This window comes from Citrobacter sp. CK202 (assembly GCF_030333225.1).
Taxonomy (GTDB): Bacteria; Pseudomonadota; Gammaproteobacteria; order Enterobacterales; family Enterobacteriaceae; genus Citrobacter_B; species Citrobacter_B koseri.
In genome coordinates this window covers 428,791-454,658 of the sequence record NZ_JAOWGI010000028.1, presented here as the reverse complement: position 1 = coordinate 454,658, position 25,868 = coordinate 428,791, and the positions used below count along the sequence as shown (strand labels likewise).

25 protein-coding genes are annotated in these 25,868 nt (G+C 54.8%); 14 read left to right on the top strand and 11 right to left on the bottom strand.

What is annotated here, in order from left to right:
* Positions 1 to 2: 2 nt before the first annotated feature.
* The 8 genes from citF (at position 3) to uspG (ending at position 6,806) form a co-directional block, all read left to right on the top strand.
* The gene (citF, locus tag OGX84_RS18205) at positions 3 to 1,535 is read left to right on the top strand and encodes a citrate lyase subunit alpha (protein ID WP_286458270.1); all 1,533 of its coding nucleotides are present in this window, start codon (positions 3 to 5) and stop codon (positions 1,533 to 1,535) included.
* Between the two features lie 3 nt (positions 1,536 to 1,538).
* A complete protein-coding gene (citX, locus tag OGX84_RS18200) occupies positions 1,539 to 2,090 on the top strand; it encodes a citrate lyase holo-[acyl-carrier protein] synthase (RefSeq protein WP_012133373.1) in 552 nt (183 codons plus the stop codon).
* Positions 2,062 to 2,970, top strand: coding sequence for a triphosphoribosyl-dephospho-CoA synthase CitG (citG, locus tag OGX84_RS18195; protein WP_112002161.1), 909 nt, complete (start codon positions 2,062 to 2,064; stop codon positions 2,968 to 2,970). The genes citX and citG overlap by 29 nt, the downstream gene beginning before the upstream one ends.
* A 24-nt stretch (positions 2,971 to 2,994) precedes the next feature.
* The gene (citT, locus tag OGX84_RS18190) at positions 2,995 to 4,458 is read left to right on the top strand and encodes a citrate/succinate antiporter CitT (protein WP_012133375.1); all 1,464 of its coding nucleotides are present in this window, start codon (positions 2,995 to 2,997) and stop codon (positions 4,456 to 4,458) included.
* 128 nt (positions 4,459 to 4,586) lie between these two features.
* The gene (gene rna / locus OGX84_RS18185) at positions 4,587 to 5,393 is read left to right on the top strand and encodes a ribonuclease I (RefSeq protein ID WP_012133376.1); all 807 of its coding nucleotides are present in this window, start codon (positions 4,587 to 4,589) and stop codon (positions 5,391 to 5,393) included.
* A 218-nt stretch (positions 5,394 to 5,611) separates the two neighbouring features.
* A complete protein-coding gene (gene rnk / locus OGX84_RS18180) occupies positions 5,612 to 6,022 on the top strand; it encodes a nucleoside diphosphate kinase regulator (RefSeq protein WP_012133377.1) in 411 nt (136 codons plus the stop codon).
* Between the two features lie 137 nt (positions 6,023 to 6,159).
* Positions 6,160 to 6,249, top strand: coding sequence for a small membrane protein YldA (gene yldA, locus OGX84_RS18175; RefSeq protein WP_272917174.1), 90 nt, complete (start codon positions 6,160 to 6,162; stop codon positions 6,247 to 6,249).
* Positions 6,250 to 6,377: 128 nt separating this feature from the next.
* Positions 6,378 to 6,806 (top strand): universal stress protein UspG, encoded by a 429-nt coding sequence (gene uspG, locus OGX84_RS18170; RefSeq protein WP_024130553.1) that lies wholly within the window; start codon positions 6,378 to 6,380, stop codon positions 6,804 to 6,806.
* 76 nt (positions 6,807 to 6,882) lie between these two features.
* Here uspG and ahpF read toward each other — a convergent pair whose 3' ends face one another.
* Positions 6,883 to 8,448: an alkyl hydroperoxide reductase subunit F gene (gene ahpF / locus OGX84_RS18165; protein WP_012133379.1), complete on the bottom strand. Its 1,566-nt coding sequence runs from the start codon at positions 8,446 to 8,448 to the stop codon at positions 6,883 to 6,885.
* A gap of 239 nt (positions 8,449 to 8,687) precedes the next feature.
* Positions 8,688 to 9,251, bottom strand: coding sequence for an alkyl hydroperoxide reductase subunit C (ahpC, locus tag OGX84_RS18160; protein WP_012133381.1), 564 nt, complete (start codon positions 9,249 to 9,251; stop codon positions 8,688 to 8,690).
* Positions 9,252 to 9,625: 374 nt separating this feature from the next.
* Here ahpC and dsbG point away from each other — a divergent pair, with 374 nt between their 5' ends.
* From dsbG to OGX84_RS18140, 4 genes are all read left to right on the top strand, one after another.
* On the top strand, positions 9,626 to 10,372 hold the full coding sequence (gene dsbG / locus OGX84_RS18155) for a thiol:disulfide interchange protein DsbG (protein ID WP_112002160.1): 747 nt from the start codon (positions 9,626 to 9,628) through the stop codon (positions 10,370 to 10,372).
* A 214-nt stretch (positions 10,373 to 10,586) separates the two neighbouring features.
* On the top strand, positions 10,587 to 11,489 hold the full coding sequence (citR, locus tag OGX84_RS18150; protein WP_024130554.1) for a DNA-binding transcriptional repressor CitR: 903 nt from the start codon (positions 10,587 to 10,589) through the stop codon (positions 11,487 to 11,489).
* 184 nt (positions 11,490 to 11,673) lie between these two features.
* Entirely contained in the window at positions 11,674 to 12,909 is a 1,236-nt protein-coding gene (locus OGX84_RS18145) for a phosphoadenosine phosphosulfate reductase (RefSeq protein WP_012133385.1), read from the top strand.
* Positions 12,882 to 13,499: an IbrB-like domain-containing protein gene (locus OGX84_RS18140; RefSeq protein WP_012133386.1), complete on the top strand. Its 618-nt coding sequence runs from the start codon at positions 12,882 to 12,884 to the stop codon at positions 13,497 to 13,499. The genes OGX84_RS18145 and OGX84_RS18140 overlap by 28 nt, the downstream gene beginning before the upstream one ends.
* On the opposite strand, the gene OGX84_RS18135 is transcribed toward OGX84_RS18140, so the two are convergent.
* Positions 13,500 to 14,660 (bottom strand): pyridoxal phosphate-dependent aminotransferase, encoded by a 1,161-nt coding sequence (locus tag OGX84_RS18135; protein ID WP_112002159.1) that lies wholly within the window; start codon positions 14,658 to 14,660, stop codon positions 13,500 to 13,502.
* A gap of 130 nt (positions 14,661 to 14,790) precedes the next feature.
* Between OGX84_RS18135 and OGX84_RS18130 the strand changes: the two genes are divergently transcribed.
* The gene (locus tag OGX84_RS18130; RefSeq protein WP_112002158.1) at positions 14,791 to 15,879 is read left to right on the top strand and encodes an oxidoreductase; all 1,089 of its coding nucleotides are present in this window, start codon (positions 14,791 to 14,793) and stop codon (positions 15,877 to 15,879) included.
* Positions 15,880 to 15,971: 92 nt separating this feature from the next.
* Here OGX84_RS18130 and OGX84_RS18125 read toward each other — a convergent pair whose 3' ends face one another.
* From OGX84_RS18125 to entC, 7 genes are all read right to left on the bottom strand, one after another.
* Positions 15,972 to 16,169, bottom strand: coding sequence for a YbdD/YjiX family protein (locus OGX84_RS18125; protein WP_012133390.1), 198 nt, complete (start codon positions 16,167 to 16,169; stop codon positions 15,972 to 15,974).
* A 60-nt stretch (positions 16,170 to 16,229) separates the two neighbouring features.
* Positions 16,230 to 18,335, bottom strand: a complete 2,106-nt coding sequence (gene cstA, locus OGX84_RS18120) for a pyruvate/proton symporter CstA (RefSeq protein WP_012133391.1) — start codon at positions 18,333 to 18,335, stop codon at positions 16,230 to 16,232.
* A gap of 175 nt (positions 18,336 to 18,510) precedes the next feature.
* Positions 18,511 to 18,924: a proofreading thioesterase EntH gene (entH, locus tag OGX84_RS18115; protein WP_012133392.1), complete on the bottom strand. Its 414-nt coding sequence runs from the start codon at positions 18,922 to 18,924 to the stop codon at positions 18,511 to 18,513.
* A gap of 2 nt (positions 18,925 to 18,926) precedes the next feature.
* Positions 18,927 to 19,682: a 2,3-dihydro-2,3-dihydroxybenzoate dehydrogenase EntA gene (gene entA / locus OGX84_RS18110; protein ID WP_112002157.1), complete on the bottom strand. Its 756-nt coding sequence runs from the start codon at positions 19,680 to 19,682 to the stop codon at positions 18,927 to 18,929.
* The gene (locus OGX84_RS18105) at positions 19,682 to 20,539 is read right to left on the bottom strand and encodes an isochorismatase (protein ID WP_047458220.1); all 858 of its coding nucleotides are present in this window, start codon (positions 20,537 to 20,539) and stop codon (positions 19,682 to 19,684) included. Before OGX84_RS18105 ends, entA begins: the two co-directional genes overlap by 1 nt.
* Positions 20,540 to 20,552: 13 nt before the next feature.
* Positions 20,553 to 22,163 (bottom strand): (2,3-dihydroxybenzoyl)adenylate synthase EntE, encoded by a 1,611-nt coding sequence (gene entE / locus OGX84_RS18100; RefSeq protein WP_112002156.1) that lies wholly within the window; start codon positions 22,161 to 22,163, stop codon positions 20,553 to 20,555.
* A 9-nt stretch (positions 22,164 to 22,172) separates the two neighbouring features.
* Positions 22,173 to 23,348 (bottom strand): isochorismate synthase EntC, encoded by a 1,176-nt coding sequence (gene entC / locus OGX84_RS18095; protein ID WP_060815865.1) that lies wholly within the window; start codon positions 23,346 to 23,348, stop codon positions 22,173 to 22,175.
* A gap of 187 nt (positions 23,349 to 23,535) precedes the next feature.
* Between entC and fepB the strand changes: the two genes are divergently transcribed.
* Entirely contained in the window at positions 23,536 to 24,492 is a 957-nt protein-coding gene (gene fepB, locus OGX84_RS18090; RefSeq protein ID WP_110494549.1) for a Fe2+-enterobactin ABC transporter substrate-binding protein, read from the top strand.
* 43 nt (positions 24,493 to 24,535) lie between these two features.
* On the opposite strand, the gene entS is transcribed toward fepB, so the two are convergent.
* Positions 24,536 to 25,786 (bottom strand): enterobactin transporter EntS, encoded by a 1,251-nt coding sequence (gene entS / locus OGX84_RS18085; protein WP_286458265.1) that lies wholly within the window; start codon positions 25,784 to 25,786, stop codon positions 24,536 to 24,538.
* Between the last annotated feature and the right edge of the window lie 82 nt (positions 25,787 to 25,868).

Genomic DNA, 25,868 nt, shown 5'->3' with positions numbered 1-25,868 from the left:
AAATGACGCAGAAAATCGAACAACTTCAACGACAAGAACGGGTAGCGGCCTGGAGTCGCCATGCCGAAAGCGAATTTTCCGCTTTTCAGAGCACTTCAAAACTGAATTTACAGGCGCAAAAACCGCGCGATAAAAAACTGTGCGCCACGCTTGAAGAAGCCATCCGCCGTTCTGGTTTACAGGATGGAATGACCATCTCTTTCCACCACGCTTTCCGTGGCGGCGACCTGACGATCAACCTGGTGATGGACACCATCGCCAGCATGGGCTTTAAAAACCTGACGCTGGCCTCCAGTTCGCTGAGCGATTGCCACGCGCCACTGGTCGGGCATATTCGCCAGGGCGTCGTGAGCCGAATTTACACGTCTGGTCTGCGTGGCCCTCTGGCGGAAGAGATCTCCCGCGGATTGCTGGATGAGCCCGTACAAATCCACTCCCACGGCGGTCGCGTCCATCTGGTGCAAAGCGGTGAGCTCAATATCGATGTGGCCTTCCTCGGCGTGCCGTCCTGCGATCCGTTTGGCAATTCCAACGGCTACACCGGTAAAGCCTGCTGCGGTTCGCTGGGCTATGCGAAAGTGGATGCCGAAAACGCTCGCCAGGTTGTTCTGCTGACGGAAGCGCTGCTGCCGTATCCGCATAATCCAGCCAGTATCGCCCAGGACCAGGTGGATCTCATTGTGCAGATCGAACGGGTAGGCGACGCCGACAAAATTGGCGCAGATGCGACCCGTATGACCACCAACCCGCGTGAACTGTTAATTGCCCGCAGCGCGGCAGACGTGATTGCCAACTCAGGCTATTTCCAGGAAGGCTTCTCTCTGCAAACCGGAACCGGCGGCGCTTCTCTGGCGGTAACCCGTTTTCTGGAAGACAAAATGCGCAGCCGCGATATTCACGCGGATTTCGCGTTGGGCGGCATTACCGCCACGATTGTCGACCTGCATGAAAAAGGGCTGATCCGCAAATTGCTGGACGTACAGAGCTTCGACCGTAACGCCGCAGAATCGCTGGCCCGCAACCCGAATCACATCGAAATCAGCGCCAATCAGTATGCCAACTGGGGCTCAAAAGGCGCATCGGTCGATCGTCTGGATGTCGTGGTGCTGAGCGCCCTGGAGGTGGATACCCAGTTCAACGTGAACGTGCTGACCGGTTCCGATGGCGTACTGCGCGGCGCGTCAGGCGGTCACTGCGATACCGCCGTTGCCGCCGCGCTGTCAATCATCGTCGCACCGCTGGTTCGCGGCCGCATCCCGACGCTGGTCGATAACGTGCTCACCTGCGTAACGCCTGGCTCCAGCGTCGACATTCTGGTGACCGACCACGGCATCGCCGTCAACCCGGCGCGCCCGGAACTGGCGGAACGCCTGAAAGAAGCGGGAATGAAAGTGGTCTCCATTGAATGGCTGCGTGAACGTGCGCAGTTGCTCACCGGTCAACCTCGCGCCATTGAATATACCGATCGCGTCATCGCCGTAGTGCGTTACCGCGACGGTTCGGTCATTGACGTTGTTCATCAGGTGAAGGAATAAGCCATGCACCTGCTCCCTGAACAGGCCACTCGCCATGCGGTTTCCATTCCCGAGCTGCTCGTCAGCCGTGATGAGAGACAAGCGCGGCAACACGCCTGGCTGACGCGCCATCTCACTCCACTGGTCTCCTTTACCGTGGTGGCGCCTGGCCCGATTAAAGACAGCGAGCTTACTCGCCGAATCTTCAATCACGGCGTAACCGCCCTGCTCGCCGTGGCGAAAAAAGCAGGCTGGTCTGTCAGGGAGCAGGCTGCACTGGCCTCAGCCAGTGGGCCGGAAGGGTTCCTCGCCATTGAGGCTCCGGCCCGCGATCTCAAGCTCGCCACGATCGAGCTTGAGCATCAGCATCCGCTGGGACGTTTATGGGATATCGATGTGCTGACGCCGGAAGGCGACATTCTGTCCCGCCGTCATTTTTCGCTTCCTGCTCGCCGCTGCCTGTTGTGCGAGCAAAGCGCCGCTGAATGCGCCCGGGGGAAAACCCACGCGCTTTCCGACTTACTTATTCGCATGGAGGCGCTGCTGCATGATGCCGATTCCAGCCACATCAACTGACTCCGCCGCCATTCCTCAGACGCTGCTTGACGCGTACGCCCTGCTGGCGTGGCGCGCCATGCTGACTGAGGTCAATTTATCTCCCAAGCCGGGTCTGGTCGATCGCATTAACTGCGGCGCGCACAAAGACATGGCGCTGGAAGATTTCCATCGCAGCGCGCTGGCCATTCAGGGCTGGCTGCCGCGTTTTATCGAATATGGCGCAAGCTGCGCGCAGCTGCCGTCAGACGATGTACTGAAAGGGCTACGCCCATTAGGTATGGCCTGCGAAGCCGACATGTTTCGCGCCACTGCCGGCGTTAACACGCATAAAGGCAGCATATTTTCCCTGGGACTGCTGTGCGCCGCCATCGGACGCCTGCACCAGCAGCATTCCTCGATCACACCTGCAAACATCTGCTCGACCGCCGCAACATTTTGCCGGGGTCTGACCGAGCGTGAACTGCGACAGAACAATCAACAACTCACCGCAGGTCAACGCTTGTACCAACAGCTGGGGTTAACTGGCGCGCGCGGCGAAGCCGAAGCGGGTTACCCGTTAGTGATCCGCCATGCTTTACCACACTACCGCGCATTGCTGGCGCAGGGGCGCGACCCCGAGCTGGCGCTGCTCGACACCCTGCTGCTGCTGATCTCAATGAACGGCGACACCAACGTCGCATCACGCGGCGGCGCGGAAGGTCTGCGCTGGATACAACAGCAGGCGACAACATTATTACGGCAAGGAGGCATTCGTTCTCCTGCCGATCTTGAACATCTCCACCGGTTCGATCAGCAGTGCATTGCACACAACCTCAGTCCTGGCGGCAGCGCCGACTTACTGATCGTCACCTGGTTTTTAGCACAAATTTCGCAAGTTAATCATTTACATAATTATTGAAAGATCCTTTTCGGAGAATCACTTATGTCTTTATCTAAAGATAATATATGGAAGTTATTGGCCCCATTAGTCGTTATGGGCATCATGTTTTTGATCCCCGTCCCGGACGGCATGCCCCCTCAGGCATGGCACTACTTCGCCGTTTTCGTGGCGATGATCGTCGGGATGATACTGGAGCCGATTCCGGCCACCGCGATCAGTTTTATCGCGGTGACCATTTGCGTTATCGGCAGCAACTATCTGTTATTTGATGCCTCAGAGCTGGCCGACCCGGCCTTTAACGCGGGCAAGCAGGCGCTGAAATGGGGGCTGGCGGGCTTCTCCAGCACCACCGTCTGGCTGGTGTTCGGCGCATTCATTTTCGCGCTGGGCTATGAAGTCACCGGTCTGGGCCGCCGTATTGCGCTCTTCCTGGTGAAATTCATGGGTAAACGCACCCTGACGCTGGGTTATGCCATTGTCATCATCGATATTCTGCTGGCGCCGTTTACACCGTCCAACACCGCGCGTACCGGCGGTACGGTATTCCCGGTAATCAAGAACCTGCCGCCGCTGTTTAAGTCGTTTCCAAACGATCCTTCCGCGCGCCGCATTGGCGGTTATTTGATGTGGATGATGGTCATCAGTACCAGCCTCAGTTCTTCCATGTTCGTGACCGGCGCGGCGCCTAACGTTCTGGGTCTGGAATTCGTCAGCAAAATTGCCGGTATTCAGATCAGCTGGTTGCAGTGGTTCCTGGGCTTCTTACCGGTAGGGATCATTCTGCTGATCGTCGCACCGTGGCTCTCTTACGTACTCTACAAACCCGAAGTGACCCACAGCGCCGAAGTTGCGGCATGGGCTGGTGAAGAGTTAAAAACGATGGGTACGCTGACCCGCAAAGAGATGACGCTGATCGGTCTGGTGTTGCTCAGCCTCGGACTGTGGGTATTTGGCGGTGAAGTGATTGATGCCACCGCTGTCGGCCTGCTGGCGGTATCCCTGATGCTGGCGCTGCACGTTGTGCCGTGGAAAGACATCACGCGTTATAACAGTGCGTGGAACACCCTTGTTAACCTCGCGACGCTGGTTGTCATGGCCAACGGTTTAACCCGTTCGGGCTTTATCGACTGGTTTGCTACCACAATGAGCGCTCATCTGGAAGGCTTCTCACCTAACGCAACGGTGATTGTGCTGGTACTGGTGTTCTACTTTGCTCACTACCTGTTCGCCAGCCTGTCCGCACATACCGCAACCATGCTGCCGGTCATTCTGGCGATAGGTAAAGGTATTCCAGGCGTTCCGATGGAGCAACTTTGTATTCTGCTGGTGCTGTCCATCGGTATCATGGGCTGCCTGACGCCGTATGCAACAGGGCCGGGGGTCATCATCTACGGCTGCGGCTATGTAAAATCCAAAGATTACTGGCGTCTTGGCGCGATCTTTGGGGTCATCTACATCACCATGCTGCTGGTGGTTGGCTGGCCGATTCTGGCGCTGTGGAACTAAACATCGGCACATAATGCCGGATGACGGCTAACGCGTTATCCCTCTCATGCCAGTCAGATAAACCTGACTGGCTTTTTTTATGGTTAAATAGGTGATATTCAATATTTGTATGAGTTTCAGCATTCATCATGAAATCAACATGGCGTTATGGTTCTCTCCTGGCGGTATTCCTGCTTCCCCTCTTCAACGTTAACGCTGAGCCACTTCAGGCAAAACAGTACGCTGATTTTGACCGCTATGTGCTGGCGCTCTCCTGGCAAACCGGTTTTTGTCAAAGTCAGCATGAGCGCGATCATCGGGAACCCGAAGAGTGCCGTCAGCAGAAAGAGATTCCCAACAAAGCTGATTTTCTGACTGTCCACGGTCTGTGGCCAGGTCTGCCGGGATCGGTTGCCGCGCGTGGCGTGGACGAGCGCCGCTGGATGCGGTTTGGCTGCGCGACTCGTCCGATCCCCAATCTGCCGGAAGCGCGCGCCAGCCGTAAATGCGCCGCGCCTGAAACCGGCCTTTCACTGGAGAGCGCGGCAAAACTCAGCGCGGTCATGCCCGGAGCCGGTGGAAAATCCTGTCTGGAACGTTATGAATACGCCAAGCACGGTGCCTGCTTTGGATTTGATCCAGACGTTTATTTCGGCACAATGGTACGGTTGAACCATGAGATAAAACACAGCGCGCTGGGCGATTTTCTGGCCGCAAATTACGGGAAAAGGGTCAGCCGCGCCGCGTTTGACGCCGCCGTCGCCCAAAGCTGGGGGAAAGAAAACGTGAAGGCGGTGAAACTGAGTTGCCACGGGAACCCGGCTTATCTGACAGAAATACAGTTCTCGCTCAACGCCGCCAGGATTAACGATCCGCTTTCCGCTTCCTCGTTTATATCGCAACCCCATCCGGGCAATTGCGGGAAGCGGTTTGTGATTGACAAAGCGGGTTACTGAGGCGGTATACAAACTTGAGAACCATCACGGCTTGCGACTAAAATTTACGCAAAGACAACCGTATTGAGGATTTCCCCGAATGTGAGCTAAATCACTTCAAAGAAGGGGGAAGTCTCAGTATTATCATGAAAGCTAAACCCTCGCCGCCTGACGGTGAGGGTTTTCTTTTGGGATTATTTACCTGCGGCACTCGCAGCATCGACGACATGGAGTAACAAATGTCCAGACCAACTATTATCATCAACGACCTCGACGCCGAACGCATCGACCGCCTGTTGGAGCAGCCTGCGTTTGCTGGTTTACCCATTGCTGACGCATTAAATGCGGAGCTGGATCGCGCCCAGATGTGCTCGCCGGAAGCCATGCCGCACGACGTCGTCACCATGAACAGTCGGGTGAAATTCCGCAATCTCAGCGATGGCGAGATTCGCGTGCGCACGCTGGTGTATCCGGCGAATATGACCGACAGCAATACGCAGCTTTCCGTAATGGCGCCGGTGGGCGCGGCATTGCTGGGCCTGCGCGTCGGCGATACCATTCACTGGGACCTGCCTGGCGGGGCGTCCACTCACCTTGAAGTGCTGGAACTTGAATATCAGCCTGAAGCAGCGGGCGACTACCTGCGCTAAACCATCTGGATAAGCGTTCACCCGTTTACACAGAGGATGCTCCCTGCATCCTCTTTCCGAAAATCACCCATTCCTCCTGGTTCACCCCCATTCCCCGTCATCCAGAATTAATCCGTTTCATTGCCGCGAGTACGGTCATGAATGAGGCTCTTTTCATCACGCTGGCATTTCTTATTATGATGGCGATTATCGTCGTGGCCGTGCTTTACCTTGAGCGACGCTGGTAGCTTCTGGTCATAAGCATCAATCAGTCGTAAAGAAACGTTGTGATATGAAAAGTGCCGGGCAGATACCAGAAAGAAATATTATTATATGTTTGAATGAATTCAGTATTAGTTAACAGGGAGAAACGGGTATGTATAAGACAATCATTATGCCGGTTGATGTTTTCGAAATGGAACTTAGCGACAAGGCCGTGCGCCACGCAGAGTTTCTGGCGCAACAGGATGGCGTCATTCATCTGTTGCATGTTCTTCCGGGCTCCGCCAGCCTGAGTCTGCACCGCTTTGCCGCCGACGTTCGTCGTTTTGAGGAGCATTTGCAGCACGAAGCGGAGACTCGCCTGCAAACAATGGTGAGTCATTTCAGTATCGACCCTTCCCGGATTAAGCAGCACGTCCGCTTTGGTAACGTGCGGGATGTGGTGAACGAACTGGGCGAAGAGCTGAATGCGGACGTCGTGGTCATTGGCTCCCGCAATCCGTCTATCACCACGCATTTGCTGGGTTCTAACGCCTCCAGCGTTGTCCGCCATGCTACGTTGCCGGTGCTGGTTGTGCGGTAAATCGCACGGTTGTTGCGTAAAAAAAGAGGCTGCCATTGGCAGCCTCTTGCATTGCAGGTGTAGTCTTACTTTCTTTTTATGCCGTCTTACTGCGGATCAGATAATCAAATGCGCTCAGAGAGGCTTTCGCGCCTTCGCCCGTCGCGATGATGATCTGTTTGTAAGGAACCGTGGTGCAGTCGCCTGCGGCGAATACGCCTTTCACGCTGGTTTCGCACCGGCCATCAATGATGATTTCGCCCATACGGTTACGCTCAATCGCGCCTTCCAGCCAGTTGGTGTTTGGCAGCAAGCCAATCTGTACGAAGATCCCGGACAGCGCAACGTTGTGGATGTCGCCGCTTACGCGATCGCGATATTCCAGCCCCGTCACTTTACTGCCGTCGCCTTTCACTTCCGTTGTCTGCGCATTCAGAATAATGTCGACGTTTTTCAGGCTACGCACTTTATCTTGCAGAACCTGGTCGGCTTTCATTTCTGGCGCAAATTCCAGCAGCGTAACGTGCTCAACGATCCCCGCGAGGTCAATCGCCGCTTCCACGCCGGAGTTCCCTCCGCCGATCACCGCAACGCGTTTGCCTTTAAACAGCGGGCCGTCGCAGTGCGGGCAATAGGTTACGCCTTTCGTGCGGTACTGATCTTCGCCCGGCACGTTCATGTTGCGCCATTTGGCACCGGTGGCAATGATAATGCTGCGGGCTTTCAGCACCGCGCCGGAAGCGGTCTCAATCTGATGCAGGCCCCCTTCCGTTGCCGCCGGAAGCAGTTTGCTCGCGCTCTGGCTGTCGATCACGTCAACATCGTAATCATCAACGTGCGCTTTCAGCGCGCCAGCCAGCTTCTGCCCTTCCGTTTTTGGCACGGAAATATAGTTCTCGATATCAACGGTATCCAGCACCTGACCGCCAAAACGCTCGCCCATCAGACCGGTACGAATGCCTTTACGTGCGGAGTAAACTGCCGCTGCCGCCCCCGCCGGGCCGGAACCGACAATCAGTACGTCGTAAGCGTCACGCTTATTCAGCTCTTCCGCCGCCCGTTTTTCTGCGCCGGTATCCACTTTGGCGACGATTTCCGTCAGCGTCATACGTCCCTGACCGAATTCGTTACCGTTCAGGTACACAGCCGGAACGCCCATCACATTACGATCGGTGATTTCATTCTGGAATGTGCCGCCGTCAATCGCGGTATGTTTGATACGCGGGTTCAGCACCGCCATCAGGTTCAGCGCCTGTACGACGTCAGGGCAGTTGTGGCAGGAGAGCGAGTAATAAGTTTCAAACTCGAAATCGCCGTCGATATCGCGGATCTGCTCCAGCAGAGACTGCGCCTCTTTCGACGGATGGCCGCCAGTCCACAACAGCGCCAGCACCAGCGAGGTAAATTCATGCCCCAGCGGAGAACCCGCAAAGCGCGGCCCCTGGTCAGAACCCGGGTTTGCTATCAAGAAAGAAGGCTTGCGCACCGGCAGGCTGTTATCTTCTTTAAATGTGACTTTCTCTGACAGTTCAGCGATTTCAGCCAGCAATTCCTTGATTTCTGCCGATTTAGCGCTGTCGTCCAGCGTGGCAATCAGCTCAACAGGCCTGGTCAGTTTCTCAAGATACGCTTTGAGCTGAGTTTTCATGTTAGTGTCGAGCATTATTCTTCCCTCTCTAAAAACATCATCATGCAAGTTGCCTTATACCGGCAGCCTGAATGCGACTTGCATGATGGTGCTGGAAAAAACGGGTGCGACGCACCCGCTTAAGGATTAATTCGCCAGTATTTCGTGTTACAGGAAGGCGGCAAGCTTATGAATCCCCGGGAGCTTACATCAGTAAGTGACCGGGGTGAGAAAGCGCAGCCAACGCACCTGTAGCGCGAAAGGCGCAGCGAATTTTAGATTTTGCCGACCAGGTCCAGGGATGGAGCCAGAGTCGCTTCGCCTTCTTTCCATTTAGCCGGGCAAACTTCGCCTGGGTGAGCGGCAACATACTGAGCCGCTTTGATTTTACGCAGCAGGTCAGATGCGTCACGGCCGATACCTTCAGCGGTAACTTCGATAGCCTGGATGATACCCTGCGGGTCAACAACGAAAGTCGCACGGTCAGCCAGACCTTCGTCTTCACGCATGTTGTCGAAGTTACGGGTCAGGGCGCCAGTCGGGTCACCGATCATCGCATATTTGATTTTTGCGATGGTTTCAGAGCTGCTGTGCCATGCTTTGTGAGTAAAGTGGGTGTCGGTAGAAACAGAGTAAACGTCTACGCCCAGTTTCTGCAATTCATCGTAATGATCTGCTACGTCGCCCAGTTCGGTCGGGCATACGAAAGTGAAGTCAGCCGGGTAGAAGAAGAAGACGCTCCAGCGGCCTTCGGTATCTTTCTCGGTTACTTCGATGAATTCACCGTTTTTGAACGCCTGGTTTTTGAAAGGTTTAATTTTGGTATTAATCAAGGACATCTATACTTCCTCCGTGTTTTCGTTGAGATGTAAAGTAACCAACTTTCCGTGATTGGGCTAATGCGTTTGCATTATCAAATCAATCAGCGATACCTAACAACTCACACAAGACAACGTTGTGAACGTTTAGCGACAAAAAGTAAAAAGGCCCCCTTTACAGGCGGCCCCATTACCTGAACTACCCGTAGGTAACTTCAGCGCCAGTGAAACTGGCTATGTGTTGCGCTCTACATTACCTTAACAAAGGCTGTAACAGCGAAAGGATTACATCACCCTACCAAAGAAAGGGCAATCTTCCGACGGCAGACCTTACCTATGACTGTGATAGGTTTTGCCATCAATGTTCCTTTTGCACTGATTTTTAAGGAAATATAATGATAAAACGAACATTGCTGCTGATGCTGTTCCCGCTCATCACCTTTGCTGAAGAACTGCCTGCCCCGGTTAAAGCGATAGAAAAACAGGGAATTACGATCCTGAAGTCTTTTGACGCCCCCAGCGGAATGAAAGGCTATCTGGGCAAATACCAGGATATGGGCGTGACCATCTACCTCACGCCTGACGGGAAACACGCGATTTCCGGCTACATGTACGACGAAAAAGGCGCAAACCTCAGTAATGCGCTGATAGAAAAAGAGATCTACGCCCCGGTCGGCAGAGAAATGTGGCAGCGGATGGAAAAAGCGTCGTGGATTCTGGACGGCAAAAAAGAGGCGCCGGTGATTCTTTATGTCTTTGCGGACCCTTTCTGCCCTTACTGCAAACAGTTCTGGCAGCAGGCGCGCCCCTGGGTCGAATCCGGCAAAGTACAATTGCGGACGCTACTGGTGGGCGTGATCAAACCCGAAAGCCCGGCAACGGCTGCCGCTATCTTATCCACCCGCGATCCGGCAAAAACCTGGCATGACTATGAAGCGTCAGGCGGTAAACTCAATCTGGCGATCCCTTCACCGCTGCCAGAAGATAAGATGAAAATGCTGAATATTCATCAGAAACTCATGGACGATCTGGGGGCGAATGCAACGCCAGCCATTTACTATATGAATAAAGAAAATATGTTACAGCAGGTCGTCGGGTTACCGGAAAAAGCGCAGCTGAACATTATGATGGGTGAACATTAAACCTAAATTAAAGGGGGGAGATTGGCATTGTTTTTCTGTCAATCTCCTTTTCCATTATAAATCGCTCGCAAAGATATTCTGAGCTATGCTATTTTAGTATTATTGAAAGAGAATTTAAGCTTAGCAAACATCACTATTGTAAAGCATTGGATGTGTTGCATAACTATAGCAAATATAGTTATGACAATAGTCACAAAACAGGAAGAAAAAAAACATGGCTAATCTCTACGATCTCAAAAAATTCGATCTCAACTTACTGATTATTTTTGAGTGTATCTACCAGAATTTAAGCATTAGTAAAGCGGCGGAAACGCTGTACATCACCCCGTCTGCCGTGAGTCAATCTCTGCAACGATTACGAACTCAATTCAACGATCCTTTATTTATTCGTTCAGGAAAAGGCATCACGCCGACCGTCACCGGTATAAATCTGCATCATCATCTTGAGGAAAACCTCAATAGTCTGGAACAAACAATTAATATTATGCATAGTTCCAGCCTTAAGAAAAAATTTATCATTTACAGCCCTCAGCTGCTTACTGCAATGAACGTAATAAAGCTGATTAATTTTATTATGGAAGATTCTTCCGTTGAAATTGAGCATCATGATATCCTGATGTCTGCGGAATCAGCAGAAGACCTGCTGGCATACCGCAAGGCGGACATGGTGATCACTACCACGCCGCTGAACAACCATTCGGTTGTCTGTACGCCTTTTAAAACAATCAAAAGCGTACTGGTGTGTCGTGCCGATCACCCCAGAATCAGTGACGCCAGTACATTAGCGCAAGTACTCGAAGAACCGTTTACCTCATACCAGGGAGAGGAGCCAGGCGTTAAAGAATACCAGTCGCTGGTCAACTCCCTTCTTGCCAGCCGGAAAATTGGGTTTCGCAGTGACTCGATGGTTGCAATCATTAATACTATTGCTGAAACCAACATAATTGGCATCGTTCCTGAAGTCATATATGACTTCTTTCACTCCACCCTTAAACTGCAACGGGTTAATATTGATCAGGATTTACCTTCAGTTCAGTTATACCTGGTATATAATCGAACGTCACTGAATAACAAAGGTTTTACGAGTATCATTAACAAAATGACGGAAAATAGCTGAAACGAAAGCATACGGGACCATCGCCGGCACAAGCATTCAAAATTAAAATAATTAATATAAAATTAATTTAAGTTTTGGATGCTTTTTTAAACCTTGCACATTCTGTTGATTATATCATATAATATATATAATTATTTTTCTGTATTCTACACATAGCCATTTTCCGTTCAGGTATGAACTCATTATGTCTGTTTATAAAATCCCACTTGACCAAAATGTTTTGGAAGCTGCGGAAGAGCGCATTACATGGACACTCACCACCTTACCGCGTATTTGCGTGTCATTTTCCGGGGGGAAAGACTCAGGGTTGATGCTGCACCTTACCGCCGGAATCGCGCGTAAGTTAAAGAAGAAGATCTGCGTATTATTTATTGACTGGGAAGTGCAATTCTCCTGCACAATTGACTATGTTCAGTCATTACGCGAACAATATTCCGATGTCATTGAGCATTTTTACTGGGTTGCCCTGCCGCTCACCACACAAAATTCGCTGTCGCAATACCAACCCGAATGGCAATGCTGGGACCCGAATGCCGAATGGGTGCGCCAACCGCCTGCCGACGCCATTACCGATCCGGCTTACTTTCCTTTTTATCAGCCAGGCATGACCTTCGAACAATTTGTTCGCGACTTTGCCGAGTGGTTTTCAGAAAAGCGTCCTGCGGCGATGCTGATCGGCATCCGCGCTGACGAATCTTACAATCGGTTTGTCGCCATCGCCTCCCTGAGCAAACAGCGTTTTGCGGACGACAAACCCTGGACGACCGCCGCTCAGGGCGGGCACACCTGGTATATTTACCCGATGTATGACTGGAAAACGGCAGACATCTGGACATGGTTCGCAAAAACGAAGCAGCCTTGCAACCCGCTTTATAACCTGATGTACCAGGCCAACGTGCCGCTCCGGTATATGCGCATCTGCGAACCTTTCGGCCCGGAGCAACGTCAGGGATTGTGGCTCTATCATGTCATTGAACCCGAACGCTGGGCAGCAATGTGCGCCAGGGTAAGCGGCGTGCGCAGCGGAGGGATATATGCAGGCCAGGATAACCATTTTTACGGCCATCGAAAAATACTGAAACCCGAGCACCATAGCTGGCAAAGCTACGCCATGCTGCTGTTGGACAGCATGCCGGAACAGAGCGCCGAGCATTACCGCAACAAAATCGCGGTCTACCTGCAATGGTATAAAAAGAAAGGAATGGAGAACATTCCACAAACGCAGGAAGGCGATATCGGCTCCAAAGATATCCCCTCATGGCGACGTATCTGCAAGGTGCTATTGAACAATGATTACTGGTGTCGGGCGCTCTCATTCAGCCCGACAAAACCTAAACACTACCAGCGCTACAATGAACGCATGAAAGCAAAGCGCAAAGAATGGGGGATTTTATGCAACAGCGACTCACCCAACAAATAACCGACTTTCTCTCCACGCTGAACGAAGAAGAGAGAATTGCGGCAATCAACGAATTCAGGATGGCGATCCACCGCGTCAGCCCCTTTCGCGATCAGCCGGTAGACTGCGTGCAATGGGTAAAAAACGAACAAATCGAGCCTAATGATTACAACCCAAACAATGTGGCGCCCCCGGAGAAAAGGCTCCTGCTAAAGTCTATTGAGGTAGATGGCTTCACACAGCCTATTGTCGTTGCAGAAACGGCGGCAGAAAAATATGAAATCGTGGATGGCTTTCACCGTCACGAACTCGGTAAAGGGAAATCCACATTACGCTCAAAGTTAAAAGGCTATCTTCCCGTCACCTGTCTGGAACGCAATCGCCATGAACGAATTGCGGCGACCATTCGTCACAACCGCGCCCGTGGTCGTCATCAGATTCACGCGATGTCGGAAATTGTGCGAGAACTCTCCCTGTTGGGCTGGGACGAGACGCGAATCGGAAAAGAGCTGGGCATGGATAAAGATGAAGTCCTGCGTCTGAAACAAATCAACGGCCTACAGGAACTCTTTGCCGACCGTCGATTCTCCAAAGCCTGGACCGTAAAGTAATTACAATTTACACAGGCGTTCTGCGGCCGCCAGCAGCGTGGATTCCTGCTTGGCAAAACATAAACGGATAAGTTTATGTGGGAAAGGATCGGCGCAAAATACTGACAGCGGAATCGCCGCAACGCCGATTTCCCGGGTCAGCCACTGGCAGAAATCCACGTCATTGAGGTCTGATACCGCACTGTAATCCACCAGCAGAAAATAGGTGCCTTCGCAGGGCAGGATTTCCAGACGACTGTCACGCAGGGCATTAACCAGAACGTCACGCTTCTTCCGGTAAAATGCGGGTAAATCGCGGTAATGTTCCGGTTCAGCACGCAGCATATCGGCCAGCGCCAGTTGCGCCGGTGTGTTGACGCAGAACGTCAGATACTGATGCACTTTACGCAATTCCGCGCTGATCGCCGCTGGCGCTACGCAGTACCCCACCTTCCAGCCGGTCATATGAAAGGTTTTACCGAATGACGAGACCGCGACAGCACGCTCACGTAACTGCGGATGCGCCAGTACGCTGGCATGGCCTTCTGGCGCAAAGCAGATATGCTCATACACTTCATCGCTTAATACATAGATTTCGCGATCGCCAATCGCCTGCCACAGCGCTTCAAAGTCGGCTTTGCGCCAGACGGTCGCGCTCGGGTTATGCGGCGTATTGAGGATCACCAGCCGGGTACGTTCGCTCAGTAACGCAGCAAATGCCTGCCAGTCAACGCGAAACTGCGGCGGCTGAAGCGCCAGACGTTTCAGCACGCCGCCGGACAGTTCAACGGCTGGCGCGTAGCTGTCATAGCTGGGATCGAAGCAGATCACCTCATCTCCCGCACGAACCAACGCGGTGATAGCGGCATACAACGCTTCCGTTGCCCCCGCAGTTACCGTCACCTCACTCCCGGCATCAGCCTTATAGCCGTATAACGCCGCTGTTTTTTCCGCAATGGCTTCGCGTAATGCAGGCACGCCGATCATTGGCGCATATTGATTCGCCCCTTGTGCAACATGCCAGGCCAGACGTTCCTGTAGATAGCGCGGGCCATCGAAATCAGGAAATCCCTGCGACAGGTTAATCGCCTGATGCTCCTGCGCCAGGGCGCTCATTTGTGTAAAGATTGTGGTGCCTAAATTAGGCAGTTTGCTTTGCGGAATCAGTGGGTTATTACTCATAGTTATCATACCCGAGGGTGATGTCGATGTTGAAACCACTATAACACGATGTTAGCATTTGGCAATCAAGACGCTTAGACGTCTAAATAAAAACAACTCCCGGACAGCGCAGCCACAAGGACAACACACCATGAGCAACACTGACATCCGCGTCGTTACCGGCCCGGCTAACTACTTTTCCCATACCGGCAGCCTCTCCAGACTGAAGGATTTTTTCAGCGCCGGGCAACTCTCCGCCGCAGTATGGGTGTATGGCGAACGTGCGATTGCCGCCGCCCGCCCTTACCTGCCGGATGCGTTTGATCTTCCGGGAGCCAGACACCTGCCGTTTACCGGCCATTGCAGCGAAAGCGATGTGAAACAACTGGCCGTGAAAGCAGGCGACGACCGCCGCGTAGTGATCGGTATCGGCGGCGGCACGCTGCTTGATACCGCCAAAGCCCTTGCCCGTCGGCTACAACTCCCCTTCGTGGCGATCCCGACTATCGCGGCCACCTGCGCGGCCTGGACACCGCTGTCGGTCTGGTACAACGATGCTGGTCAGGCACTGCACTTTGAAATTTTTGACGACGCCAATTATCTGGTGCTGGTAGAGCCGGAAATCATTCTCCGCGCGCCAGAGGCCTATCTGCTGGCCGGCATCGGCGACACGCTGGCAAAATGGTACGAAGCCGTTGTATTAGCGCCACAGCCAGAAACCTTACCGCTTACCGTGCGTCTGGGCATTAACGGCGCGCTGGCGATCCGTGATGTGCTACTGGAGAGCAGCGAACAGGCGCTGGCGGACAAAGAGCGTGGGGAACTCACCCAGGCATTTCGCGATGTGGTGGATGCGATTATTGCCGGGGGCGGCATGGTCGGCGGCCTTGGCGAGCGTTATACCCGTGTTGCGGCGGCACACGCCGTCCATAATGGACTCACCGTATTGCCGCAAACCGAGAAGTTTCTGCACGGCACCAAAGTGGCTTATGGCATTCTGGTGCAAAGCGCATTGCTGGGTCAGGATGAGGTACTGGCGCAGCTTATCGCTGCTTATCAGCGCTTTAGTCTGCCCACTACGCTGGCGGCGCTGGATGTCGATATCCAGAACCAGGCGGAGATTGATAACGTGATTGCCCACACCCTGCGCCCGGTTGAATCCATCCACTTTCTGCCGGTGACGTTAACGCCAGCCACATTACGCGCCGCGTTTGAAAAGGTAGAGTCGTTTACGGTTTAGCGGCGGCTTGCCGGATGGCGGCTGCGCCTTATCCGGCCTGTAAAATACCCCGTAGGCCCGGTAAGCGTAGCGCCACCGGGCAACACAAAACATCAGCAGCAACGTGCGCCGCCTTTCCCGCCATAACGCGCATCCTGCCGCTCACGAAAAAATTCTTCGTAAGTCATTGGCGTCTGATCCGGGTGCGTCACGCGCATATGCTCAACGTAGTTGTCATAGTCCGGCACGCCAATCATCAGTTTTGCCGCCTGACCCAGATATTTCCCGGCCTTAGAAAGCGTATCAAACATCGTTACCACCTGTGACGCAAATGCCCTCTCCCGTTAAGAAGAGGGCCGCTTATTTAAAAATTAGTGCGCGCCTTTCGCCTGCGCCACAATCTCTTCAACGTTTTCCGGCATGGCTTCATACGGCGTTTCTTTCGCCGTCGGTTTGTCCTCTTTCAGCGCTGCCAGCGCAGTTTTGATTGAGAACAGGGCCAGAACCACCACCACAACCATGAAGAAGATGGTCAGACCGGCATCCAGACGGTTGTTGAACACCAGCTGCGCCAGCTGAGACTGCGTGTACTGCGCAGGAATATCGCCACTGTCGATCATCGCCTGGAATTTATTGGCGATCGCCAGGAAACCAATTTTGGTATCCGGGCTAAACGCTTTCTGCCAGCCTGCGGTCAGCGTACAAATCAGCAGCCAGGCGGTAGGCACCAGCGCCACCCATGCGTAACGCTGACGTTTCATCTTGAACAGTACAACCGCGCAGAGCATCAGCGCCATACCCGCCAGCATCTGGTTCGCGATACCAAACAGCGGCCACAGGGTGTTGATCCCTCCTAACGGGTCCACCACGCCCTGGTGCAGGAAGTATCCCCACGCCAGCACGCACAGCGCCGTCGCTAACAGGTTCGCAGGCAGTGAATCCGTACGTTTCAGACCCGGAGAGACCACGCCCAGCAGATCCTGCAACATAAAGCGCGCCGCACGCGTACCGGCATCAACCGCCGTCAGAATGAACAGGGCTTCAAACAGAATCGCGAAGTGATACCAGAACGCCACATCCATCATACCGCCCAGCGCCCCATGCAGGATGTAAGCCATCCCCACCGCCAGCGTTGGCGCGCCACCGGCACGAGAAATAATGGATTGTTCGCCCACTTCGTTGGCAATCTGATGCAGCGTATCAGGCGTAATCGCAAAGCCCCAGCTACTGACCACCTGCGCTGCAGAAGCAACCACATCAGCGGTTCCGGCTGGCGCCAGTACGGCCATTGGGCTGTTCATGGCGAAGTAAACGCCCGGATCGATGATACATGCGGAAACCAGCGCCATAATCGCCACGAAGGATTCCATCAGCATCCCGCCGTAGCCGATAAAGCAGGCCTGCCCTTCGTTCGCCAGCATCTTCGGCGTGGTGCCGGAAGAGATCAGCGCATGGAAGCCAGACACCGCGCCACAGGCAATGGTGATGAACAAGAACGGGAACAGGTTACCGGTCCACACCGGGCCGGTGCCATCCACAAATTTGGTCAGCGCAGGCATCGTCAGCGTCGGACGCATAATCAGAATGCCGACGGCCAGACCGACAATCGTACCAATCTTCAGGAAGGTTGAGAGGTAATCACGCGGCGCCAGCAGCAGCCATACCGGCAGAACCGCCGCCACAAAGCCGTAGCCCACCAGCATCCAGGTCAACTGTACGCCGGTAAAGTCAAAATACGGCGCCCAGGTTGGGCTTTCCGCCACCCAACCACCGGAGATGATGGCAAAGACAAGGAACACCAGACCAATAACAGACACCTCGCCAATACGTCCCGGACGCAGGTAACGCAGGTAGACGCCCATAAAAATGGCCAACGGAATGGTGAACGCAACGGTGTACGTCCCCCACGGACTGTGGGTCAGGGCTTTCACGACGATCATCGCCAGTACCGCAAGGATAATCACCATGATCATGAAACAGGCCACCAGCGCGATCACACCAGCCGTTGGACCCATCTCTTCTTTAACCAGTTCACCCAGCGAACGACCGTCACGACGGGTAGAAACGAACAGCACCATAAAGTCCTGCACCGCGCCTGCCAGCACAACCCCGGCAAGCAGCCAGATCATACCGGGCAGATACCCCATCTGCGCCGCCAGCACCGGCCCAACCAACGGCCCTGCCCCGGCAATCGCCGCAAAATGGTGACCGAACAGCACTTTCTTATCGGTAGGTACGTAGTCCAGACCATCGTTATGACGCACCGCAGGCGTCATGCGCGTCGGGTCAACCGCCAGCACATTTTTGGCGATATACAGACCATAAAAACGGTAGGCAATGAGGTAGACACAAACTGACGCCACGACGATCCATAGCGCGTTGATCTGTTCCCCACGGTTTAACGCAATATATCCCAGGGCAAATGCTCCCATAACGGAGAGCAATGTCCAGACGAGGTATTTCCCTGATTTGTTCATAGTTGTTGTCCGTTTGCGTGTTGTGTTCCAGAGAGATGTTACATTTTGTTTCTATAACACCTCTGCTGGTTTTAACAACCTGACAACGCTATAAAACTGATTATTTACATTGCATTGTTAACTGGATCACTTCATTGGCCGGTCAACGCTGCAACATCATTGCATTTTGTTGGGCCTAGCCCATCACCGCCGTCCCCAGGCGGCAGGTACAGCAACGTCGTCCCTGTTCGTCAAAAATCACAATTTCCCAGCTCTGGCTTTGCCGGCCCAGATGCAGCGGCTGGCAAACGCCGCGCACCTTCCCCTGCGACACGGCGCGATGATGCGTGGCATTCAGCTCGGTTCCCACCACGCACTGGCCGTCACGGGTCATCAGATACCCGGCCATTGACCCCAGGGTCTCCGCCAGCGCCGCCGAAGCGCCGCCGTGTAACAGGCCGAAAGGCTGATGCGTTCGCGCGTCAACGGGCATTTCCGCCTCCAGCACGTCATCGCCCAGACGGGTATAGACGATCGCCAGATGCGCCACCATCGTGTTCAGACTGGTGGCGTTCAGCTCATCAAGCGTTAAATGGCGTTTCCAGATCATCGTTACGCTCCCAGGGTTGAACCGCCGTCAACCACAATGTCCTGTAGCGTAATGTGGCTGGCCAGATCGGATGCGAGGAATAAAATGGTATTCGCGATTTCCTGCGGACGCGCGATTTTTCCCAGCGGAATGCCAAGCTTAAACTGCTCGCCAAAGCCACGAATACGCTGTTGTTCCGCATCATCGCTCACCCACAGCGTGCGCTGCATATCGGTATCGGTAGATCCCGGAGAGACAACGTTACAGCGAACGCCGCTGCCCGCCAGCTCCAGCCCAACGGTCAGCGCCAGGCTTTTCAGCGCCGCTTTGGACGCGCCATAGGCGCTCATGCCAATGCGCGGCGTGTGCGCCGCATCAGACGCGACGGTAACAATCGCCCCGCCCTGCTGCTGACGAAATTGCGCCATCGTCTGCTGGAAGAGGTTAAACGCGCCGCCGACGTTGACGGCGAACGTCTGTTGCCAGTCCTCGGCGCTTAGCGCATCGGTCACCCCCATCCGTAAAATCCCGGCGGCATTCACCAGCACATCCAGCCGTTCGGTTTGCGCCAGCACGCGCTGGCAAACCTGCGCGACCTGCGCGGCGTCTGCGACATCCAGCACTTCGGTCGCAAAGGGATACGCATCCTGCGTGAACTCGCGATCGAATCCCGTCACCTGCGCGCCAGCCGCAACAAACGCCAGCGCCGTGGTATAACCAATCCCTTTTCCCGCGCCGGTCACCCAGACGGTTTTGCCGTTAAAATCCAATCCGGCCATCACTTCACCTCACGGGAAAGCAGCGTCCACCAGGCATCGATCGTCGGGTTTTTCGCCAGCATCACGAAGTCGATATCGCCATGCACTTTACGCCAGCGAGCCGCCAGCGCCATCATACGTACAGAGTCCAGCCCGTAATCAATCAGGTTTTCATCATCCAGCGGCTCGTCAGATTCATCCAGCAGCGGCAGGATCAGCGCCCGCAGCTCCGCTTTGCTCGCCGGAACCGGCGTCGGCAGCAGTTCCTGCGTCATCACCACGCGACCGGAGCGACCGGCAACGTAATTAAGCGACATCACATGTTCTTCACGGCTGAAATCGGCCAGCGCATCCGCCACCATAAACGGCTTGATATCGCGCATGAAAGCGTCAGTCGCCGTGGTCATACAGCCAATGTGCGCATAAACACCCGTGATAATCAGCTGATTACGCCCGGTTTCTTTTAACATCTGCTCCAGCGGCGAACGGTGAAACGCGCTGTAACGCCATTTCACCAGCACGGTGTCCGCCTCGTCCGGCGCCAGCGCATCGACAATCTTTTGCTGCTCGGGAGAACGCGTCAGGCCCGGCCCCCACATATCGTTCAACAGGGCGCGATCTTCATCGCTCTGATCTTTCGGCTGAGCGGTGTAATAGACCGGAATGTTGTGCTCTTTGCAGTACTGACGCAGGGCGGCGATATTCGCGATCACCTGTTCCATCATTGGGCAGTTGTCGCCCCAGAAGCTGACAAAATAATCCTGCATATCGTGGATCAACAGTGCAGCGCGTTCAGGTTCAAAGGCCCAGTTCACTTTATTGGGCGGAATATCGAGCGCGCCAGGCAGCGCGTACGCCTGCAATTTCGGAATTGCCATCTCTCTTTCTCCTTCAGGTCAGTGAACGTGACGCCAGCCACTGACGTAATTGTTTTTTATCGACTTTACCGACCGGGGTCAGAGGCAACGCCTCGACGCACTCCACGCGATCCGGCAATTTGAATTCGGCGACCCCCTGCTCACGCAGGAAGCGGCGTACCTGTACCGCGCGCAGCGGCTCTTTCACCACCAGCCAGGCGCAGCTTTTTTCCCCCATCAGCTCATCTTCCATGCTGACCAGCGCGGCATGGATTACGGCCGGGTGGCGCAGTAACAGGTTTTCAATCTCTTCCGCGGCGATCTTCTCCCCGCCGCGATTGATCTGATCTTTTTCACGTCCCTGCACGGTGATATAGCCATCTGGATCAATGGAGATCAGATCGCCGGAGCAGTAAAAGCCGTTGGCATCAAATGCGCTGGCGTTATGCTCCGGGCTTTTAAAATAGCCGCGAAACGTGTACGGCCCGCGCGTCATCAGGCGTCCCGTTTCCCCCTGCGGCAGCGGATTGCCGTCAGCGTCAGCCACCCAGACCTCATCGTCCGGGCACATCGGGCAACCCTGAGTATTGATGATGCGCTCCAGGCTGTCGTCCAGACGGGTGTAATTCACCAGTCCTTCCGCCATGCCGAATACCTGCTGCAACTGACAGCCGATTTCCGCCGGAATACGCGCGGCAAGCGTCGCTGAAAGCCGAGCGCCGCCTACCTGCAATAGTTTCAACGAGGCCAGTTGCGCGTTGCTGCCCCACTCCTGAATCGCCTGCAACCACAGGCTCACCGCAGGCGGCACCAGCGCCGTTGAATTAATCTGATGCTTTTCAATTAACGGGAAACAGAGCGTAGCGCTCGGGTCAGCCGCCAGCACCACCGTTCCCTGGGCCAGAAAGACGCCCAGCGATCCCGGCGAACTCATGGCGTAGTTATGCGCAGCCGGAATCGCGCATAAGAAACGCGTGGCTTCGGTAAAGTGGCAAATTTCATTGCTGCGGCGCACGCTGTAGTAATAATCATTATGGGTGCGCGGGATCAGCTTCGGCGTTCCGGTTGTACCGCCGGAAAGCTGGAAATAAGCCACCTCATCGGCAGGTGATGGCGTGGCGGTAAAATCAACCGCAGGCTGGTCAATCGCCGTTTGCAGGTTGTGTTCACCCGCATCGTTGAGCAACAGCACCACACGCACGGAATTGTGTTCGGCAATAAACGTATTGAGGAAATCGTCCCCGGTGAACAGCGCGTGCTGGCGGTCAGCAATCACCAGCGCCGGTTCAATTTGCTTCGCGTAAGCGTTAAGTTCCGTCCGTTGATGGCTGAACAGCGCCAGAACCGGTGCGACGCCAAGCTTCAGCAGGGCGAAGAAAGTGATATACAGCTCCGCCACGTTGCCCAGTTGCACCAGCGCGGTTTCGCCGGGTTTGATCCCCTGACGACGCAGGCTACAGGCCAGATTATCCGCCGCCTGGTTCAGTTCGCGATAGCTCAGGTGTCGATCGCCATCAATCACCGCCGTTTTATCGCTGTCTGCGTGGCGGGTTAAAATATCGGTCAGCGGCAGATCCTGCCAGTACCCTTTTTCACGATAGCGGCGGGCAAACTCCTCCGGCCAACGGGTGAAAGGAATGGTCATCATCGCTCCTTAATGCAGTCCAAAAACGTTCAACATAGTAGAAAGCTTCACGCCGGTCTCGCGCCACTCCGCGACCGGAGAGGAAGCAGGCACAATCCCGGCGCCCGCGAACAGGCGAACCTGGTTTTGTCGCAGCTTCGCGCAACGGATCGTCACGACCCACTCGCCGTTTCCTTCGGCGTCACACCAGCCGACGATGCCGCCGAACAGTTCACGATCGAACGGCTCCAGTTCGGCAATTAATTTTTTCGCCACCTGATGCGGGAAACCACTCAACGCAGGCGTCGGATGCAGCAGACACGCCAGCGTCAGGGCATTTTCTTCCGCATTCGCCTTACCTTCGAACGGCGTACCGAGATGCCATAACGTCGGGGTGGTGATCAATTGTGGAGATGCGGGCAGTTGTAATTCACTGCTGCGGTCGCGCAGCACCGTCTTCATGGCCTGAGTAACCAGTTCATGTTCGTGTCTGTCTTTTTCAGAAGCCAGCAGTCGGTTGCCCGCTTCACGATCCAGCACATCATCAGGCTGGCGACGCGCCGACCCGGCCAACGGCAGCGAACTAAAGCGCTCGCCCTCTTTACGCAGCAGCAATTCCGGGCTGGCGCCAAGCAGCACGCCGCCATCCTCCAGAGGTACATGGAAGTTGTAACTCACCGGATTCTGCGCCACCAGCCGCTCCAGCAGCGCGCCGCTGTCAATGGTAGCATCGGTCGTAATATCAATCAGGCGTGACAGAACCACTTTGTCGACTTCAGGCGTCGCCGTCAGCGCTGCCGCGCGCGCAACCATCGCTTCAAACGTTTCCTGTTCAGGGATACTTTTACGATCAACAACATTCAGTGCCTGATGCCCGGTAAAGTAACGCGAGGATTGTTGCTTTGCCGGTCGGGAGAAGGTCTGCCAGGACTCAGGAATGAACAGCGAGGATGGCTGGCGGGTATCAAAGGGGATAGCGCCGACCATAACAGGATTTGCGATACCCTGCGCTCTGGCGTCGGCAAAGGCTTGCTGTAATTTTTGTTGGAAGGGGCTGTCTAACGAATCCCCGTCAACCGCTGGTTCAGCGAAACGGGCGAAGCATCCTGACGTCGTAAAGCTGCGATACGGCGACATAAAGAAAAAGCGATCGGGGGTGAGCGTTGCCATTTTCTGCTGAACTTCCTCGGCCAGTGACGTATCCATATCATCCTCCAAAAATGATAAAGGCTTTAATAATGATTATCATTTATATTTTCGGGCGCTAACCTAAAAGTAAACAGACAGCATGTCAACTCTTGGGGTAGCACAATGTGCGACTTAGACTTGCATCCCTTCCCGCTAACAATGAAAATGAGAAGCATTAACTCCATTAATAACAGGACGCTGATTCGTGAGACTTCCCCTGCTTTGCAGAACATCCCTGATACTGGTTGGGCTTTTCATTTCAGGAATTTCTTTAGGTCATGCCGCTGACTGGCCGCGCCAGATCACCGACAGCCGCGGCACGCATACGCTGGACCATAAACCTGAACGTATCGTCTCTACCAGCGTGACCCTGACGGGCTCGCTGCTGGCGATTGATGCTCCCGTTGTCGCCAGCGGAGCGACCACCCCTAACAACCGCTTTGCCGACGATCGGGGATTTCTGCGTCAATGGAGCGACGTTGCGAAAGCGCGCAAGCTGGCGCGCCTGTACATCGGCGAACCAAGCGCTGAAGCCGTTGCCGCACAAATGCCGGACCTTATTCTGATTAGCGCAACCGGTGGCGACTCTGCGCTGGCGCTGTACGATCAGCTTTCTACTATTGCCCCTACGCTTATCATCAATTACGACGATAAAAGCTGGCAGTCTCTGCTGACGCAACTGGGCGAGATCACCGGCCAGGAAAAACAGGCCGCTGCGCGCATCGCGGAATTTGATAAACAACTGGCGACCGTTAAACAACAGCTCACATTACCGCCGCAACCGGTCAGCGCGCTGGTCTACACCGCTGCCGCACACAGCGCCAACCTGTGGACGCAGGATTCAGCCCAGGGCAAGCTGATGGAGCAGTTAGGCTTTACGCTGGCGCCCCTCCCTGCCGGACTGCAAACCAGTAAAAGCCAGGGCAAACGTCATGACATCATCCAGCTTGGCGGGGAAAACCTGGCAGCAGGTCTGAACGGCGAAGCGCTGTTCCTGTTTGCCGGTGACAGCAAAGATGCCGACGCTATTTACGCCAACCCACTGCTTGCTCACCTGCCTGCCGTGCAAAACAAGCGCGTTTATGCGCTGGGCACCGAAACGTTCCGTCTGGACTACTACAGCGCAACGTTACTGCTTAACCGTCTCGCCGCGCTGTTTTAACTTACTTGCCGGATAGCGGCCAATGCCCTGTCCGGCCTGCATTTTAAAGCGGTGCGCCATCTGGCTCCGGCGGCGGCTGGCGAAAACGACGCAACTCGCCCAGTAGCAGCATTAACAACAACCCAACGATCACCAGCCCAAACCCGCTCACGCTCGCTGACGCAACCGGCGTCATCATGGCGCCCAGCCCGCCCAACAGCGCTGCGCCGATGGCGTCACCGGTCACGTTTTGCGCCGTCCACAGGCCGTTGATTCGCCCGAGCATGGCTTCCGGCGTTTGCGTCTGCAACAGGGTGTATTGCAGTAACGAGCTAATCGCGCTGAGCCAGCCAAACAGCGCCAGACAGATCACCCCGAGCAGCCAGACAGGCATCAGCCCAAACAACCCAATCGCCAGGAACGACCCTACGGTGGAAGCCAGCATCAACAGTCCAGGGCGAACGCTGTGCGCCAGTTGCCCGCTGGTTAACGCGCCAACAGCCGCCCCCAGCGGGATAGCAGCATAAAGTAAACCGATTTGCGCGGCGGACATATGCCAGTTAATCGCCAGCGCCGGATAAAGCACGCGCACCGCGCTTGCCATCGTCAAAAGTCCGCCAAGCAACGCAATGCCGCCAATGAGCGGACTGGAGAGCAAGAAACGGAACGCCGCCAACAGCGATTTCAACGGATGCTCACGCGGTTGCGGCGGCGGCGGGAGCGCCGGAAGGCTCAGCAACGGCAGCAGCGTGATAAATGTTCCTGCCGCCGCCAGACCGTAGTTCCAGGCCACGCCGCCGGTAGCCAGCAATACGCCGCCCAGCATCGGTGAAATCACCGATCCCAGACGCACCGTCAGCATCGTAATCGCCCCGGCCTGCATAAGGTTTTCTCGCCCTACCAGCGCAGGCGTCGCCGCCAGTAGCGCCGTGACCCCCAGCGAGGCAAAAAAGCCATCCCACAGACCGAGCAGATAGATTGCCAGCAGCGAAGGTTCCGGCAACAGCGCGTTCAGACACAGGCCAATAAAGCCAATACCGCAGGTGCCGCGCGCCAGCAGGATCACCTTTTTACGTTCATAACGATCCGCCAGCACGCCGCCGACCATCAGGCCAACAAACATCGCGCTGCCGGTCAGCGTCACCGACAGACCAACCTGCCACGTCGAGTGGGTCATCATCTGGATCTGTACCGGCACCGCTACGCCCAGCAGGCCCAGCGAGACAATAGAGATAAAACGGGCGAGGAAGACAGCGCGAAATGCAGGGTGCGTCTTCAACAGGCTGAGATTCAGCAGCCAGGATTGTCGATTCATTACAACGCCTTAATGCGAACTTTTTTTAAATATCCATTCAATGGCTGCACATGCTAACATAACCGAATAAGATCGATAACGA

Bases quoted from the DNA above. Each gene is read 5' to 3' on its own strand.
- citF (WP_286458270.1), top strand. From the start codon at position 3: ATGACGCAGAAAATCGAACAACTTCAACGACAAGAACGGGTAGCGGCC.
- citX (WP_012133373.1), top strand. From the start codon at position 1,539: ATGCACCTGCTCCCTGAACAGGCCACTCGCCATGCGGTTTCCATTCCC.
- citG (WP_112002161.1), top strand. From the start codon at position 2,062: ATGATGCCGATTCCAGCCACATCAACTGACTCCGCCGCCATTCCTCAG.
- citT (WP_012133375.1), top strand. From the start codon at position 2,995: ATGTCTTTATCTAAAGATAATATATGGAAGTTATTGGCCCCATTAGTC.
- rna (WP_012133376.1), top strand. From the start codon at position 4,587: ATGAAATCAACATGGCGTTATGGTTCTCTCCTGGCGGTATTCCTGCTT.
- rnk (WP_012133377.1), top strand. From the start codon at position 5,612: ATGTCCAGACCAACTATTATCATCAACGACCTCGACGCCGAACGCATC.
- yldA (WP_272917174.1), top strand. From the start codon at position 6,160: ATGAATGAGGCTCTTTTCATCACGCTGGCATTTCTTATTATGATGGCG.
- uspG (WP_024130553.1), top strand. From the start codon at position 6,378: ATGTATAAGACAATCATTATGCCGGTTGATGTTTTCGAAATGGAACTT.
- ahpF (WP_012133379.1), bottom strand. From the start codon at position 8,448: ATGCTCGACACTAACATGAAAACTCAGCTCAAAGCGTATCTTGAGAAA.
- ahpC (WP_012133381.1), bottom strand. From the start codon at position 9,251: ATGTCCTTGATTAATACCAAAATTAAACCTTTCAAAAACCAGGCGTTC.
- dsbG (WP_112002160.1), top strand. From the start codon at position 9,626: ATGATAAAACGAACATTGCTGCTGATGCTGTTCCCGCTCATCACCTTT.
- citR (WP_024130554.1), top strand. From the start codon at position 10,587: ATGGCTAATCTCTACGATCTCAAAAAATTCGATCTCAACTTACTGATT.
- OGX84_RS18145 (WP_012133385.1), top strand. From the start codon at position 11,674: ATGTCTGTTTATAAAATCCCACTTGACCAAAATGTTTTGGAAGCTGCG.
- OGX84_RS18140 (WP_012133386.1), top strand. From the start codon at position 12,882: ATGCAACAGCGACTCACCCAACAAATAACCGACTTTCTCTCCACGCTG.
- OGX84_RS18135 (WP_112002159.1), bottom strand. From the start codon at position 14,660: ATGAGTAATAACCCACTGATTCCGCAAAGCAAACTGCCTAATTTAGGC.
- OGX84_RS18130 (WP_112002158.1), top strand. From the start codon at position 14,791: ATGAGCAACACTGACATCCGCGTCGTTACCGGCCCGGCTAACTACTTT.
- OGX84_RS18125 (WP_012133390.1), bottom strand. From the start codon at position 16,169: ATGTTTGATACGCTTTCTAAGGCCGGGAAATATCTGGGTCAGGCGGCA.
- cstA (WP_012133391.1), bottom strand. From the start codon at position 18,335: ATGAACAAATCAGGGAAATACCTCGTCTGGACATTGCTCTCCGTTATG.
- entH (WP_012133392.1), bottom strand. From the start codon at position 18,924: ATGATCTGGAAACGCCATTTAACGCTTGATGAGCTGAACGCCACCAGT.
- entA (WP_112002157.1), bottom strand. From the start codon at position 19,682: ATGGCCGGATTGGATTTTAACGGCAAAACCGTCTGGGTGACCGGCGCG.
- OGX84_RS18105 (WP_047458220.1), bottom strand. From the start codon at position 20,539: ATGGCAATTCCGAAATTGCAGGCGTACGCGCTGCCTGGCGCGCTCGAT.
- entE (WP_112002156.1), bottom strand. From the start codon at position 22,163: ATGACCATTCCTTTCACCCGTTGGCCGGAGGAGTTTGCCCGCCGCTAT.
- entC (WP_060815865.1), bottom strand. From the start codon at position 23,348: ATGGATACGTCACTGGCCGAGGAAGTTCAGCAGAAAATGGCAACGCTC.
- entS (WP_286458265.1), bottom strand. From the start codon at position 25,786: ATGAATCGACAATCCTGGCTGCTGAATCTCAGCCTGTTGAAGACGCAC.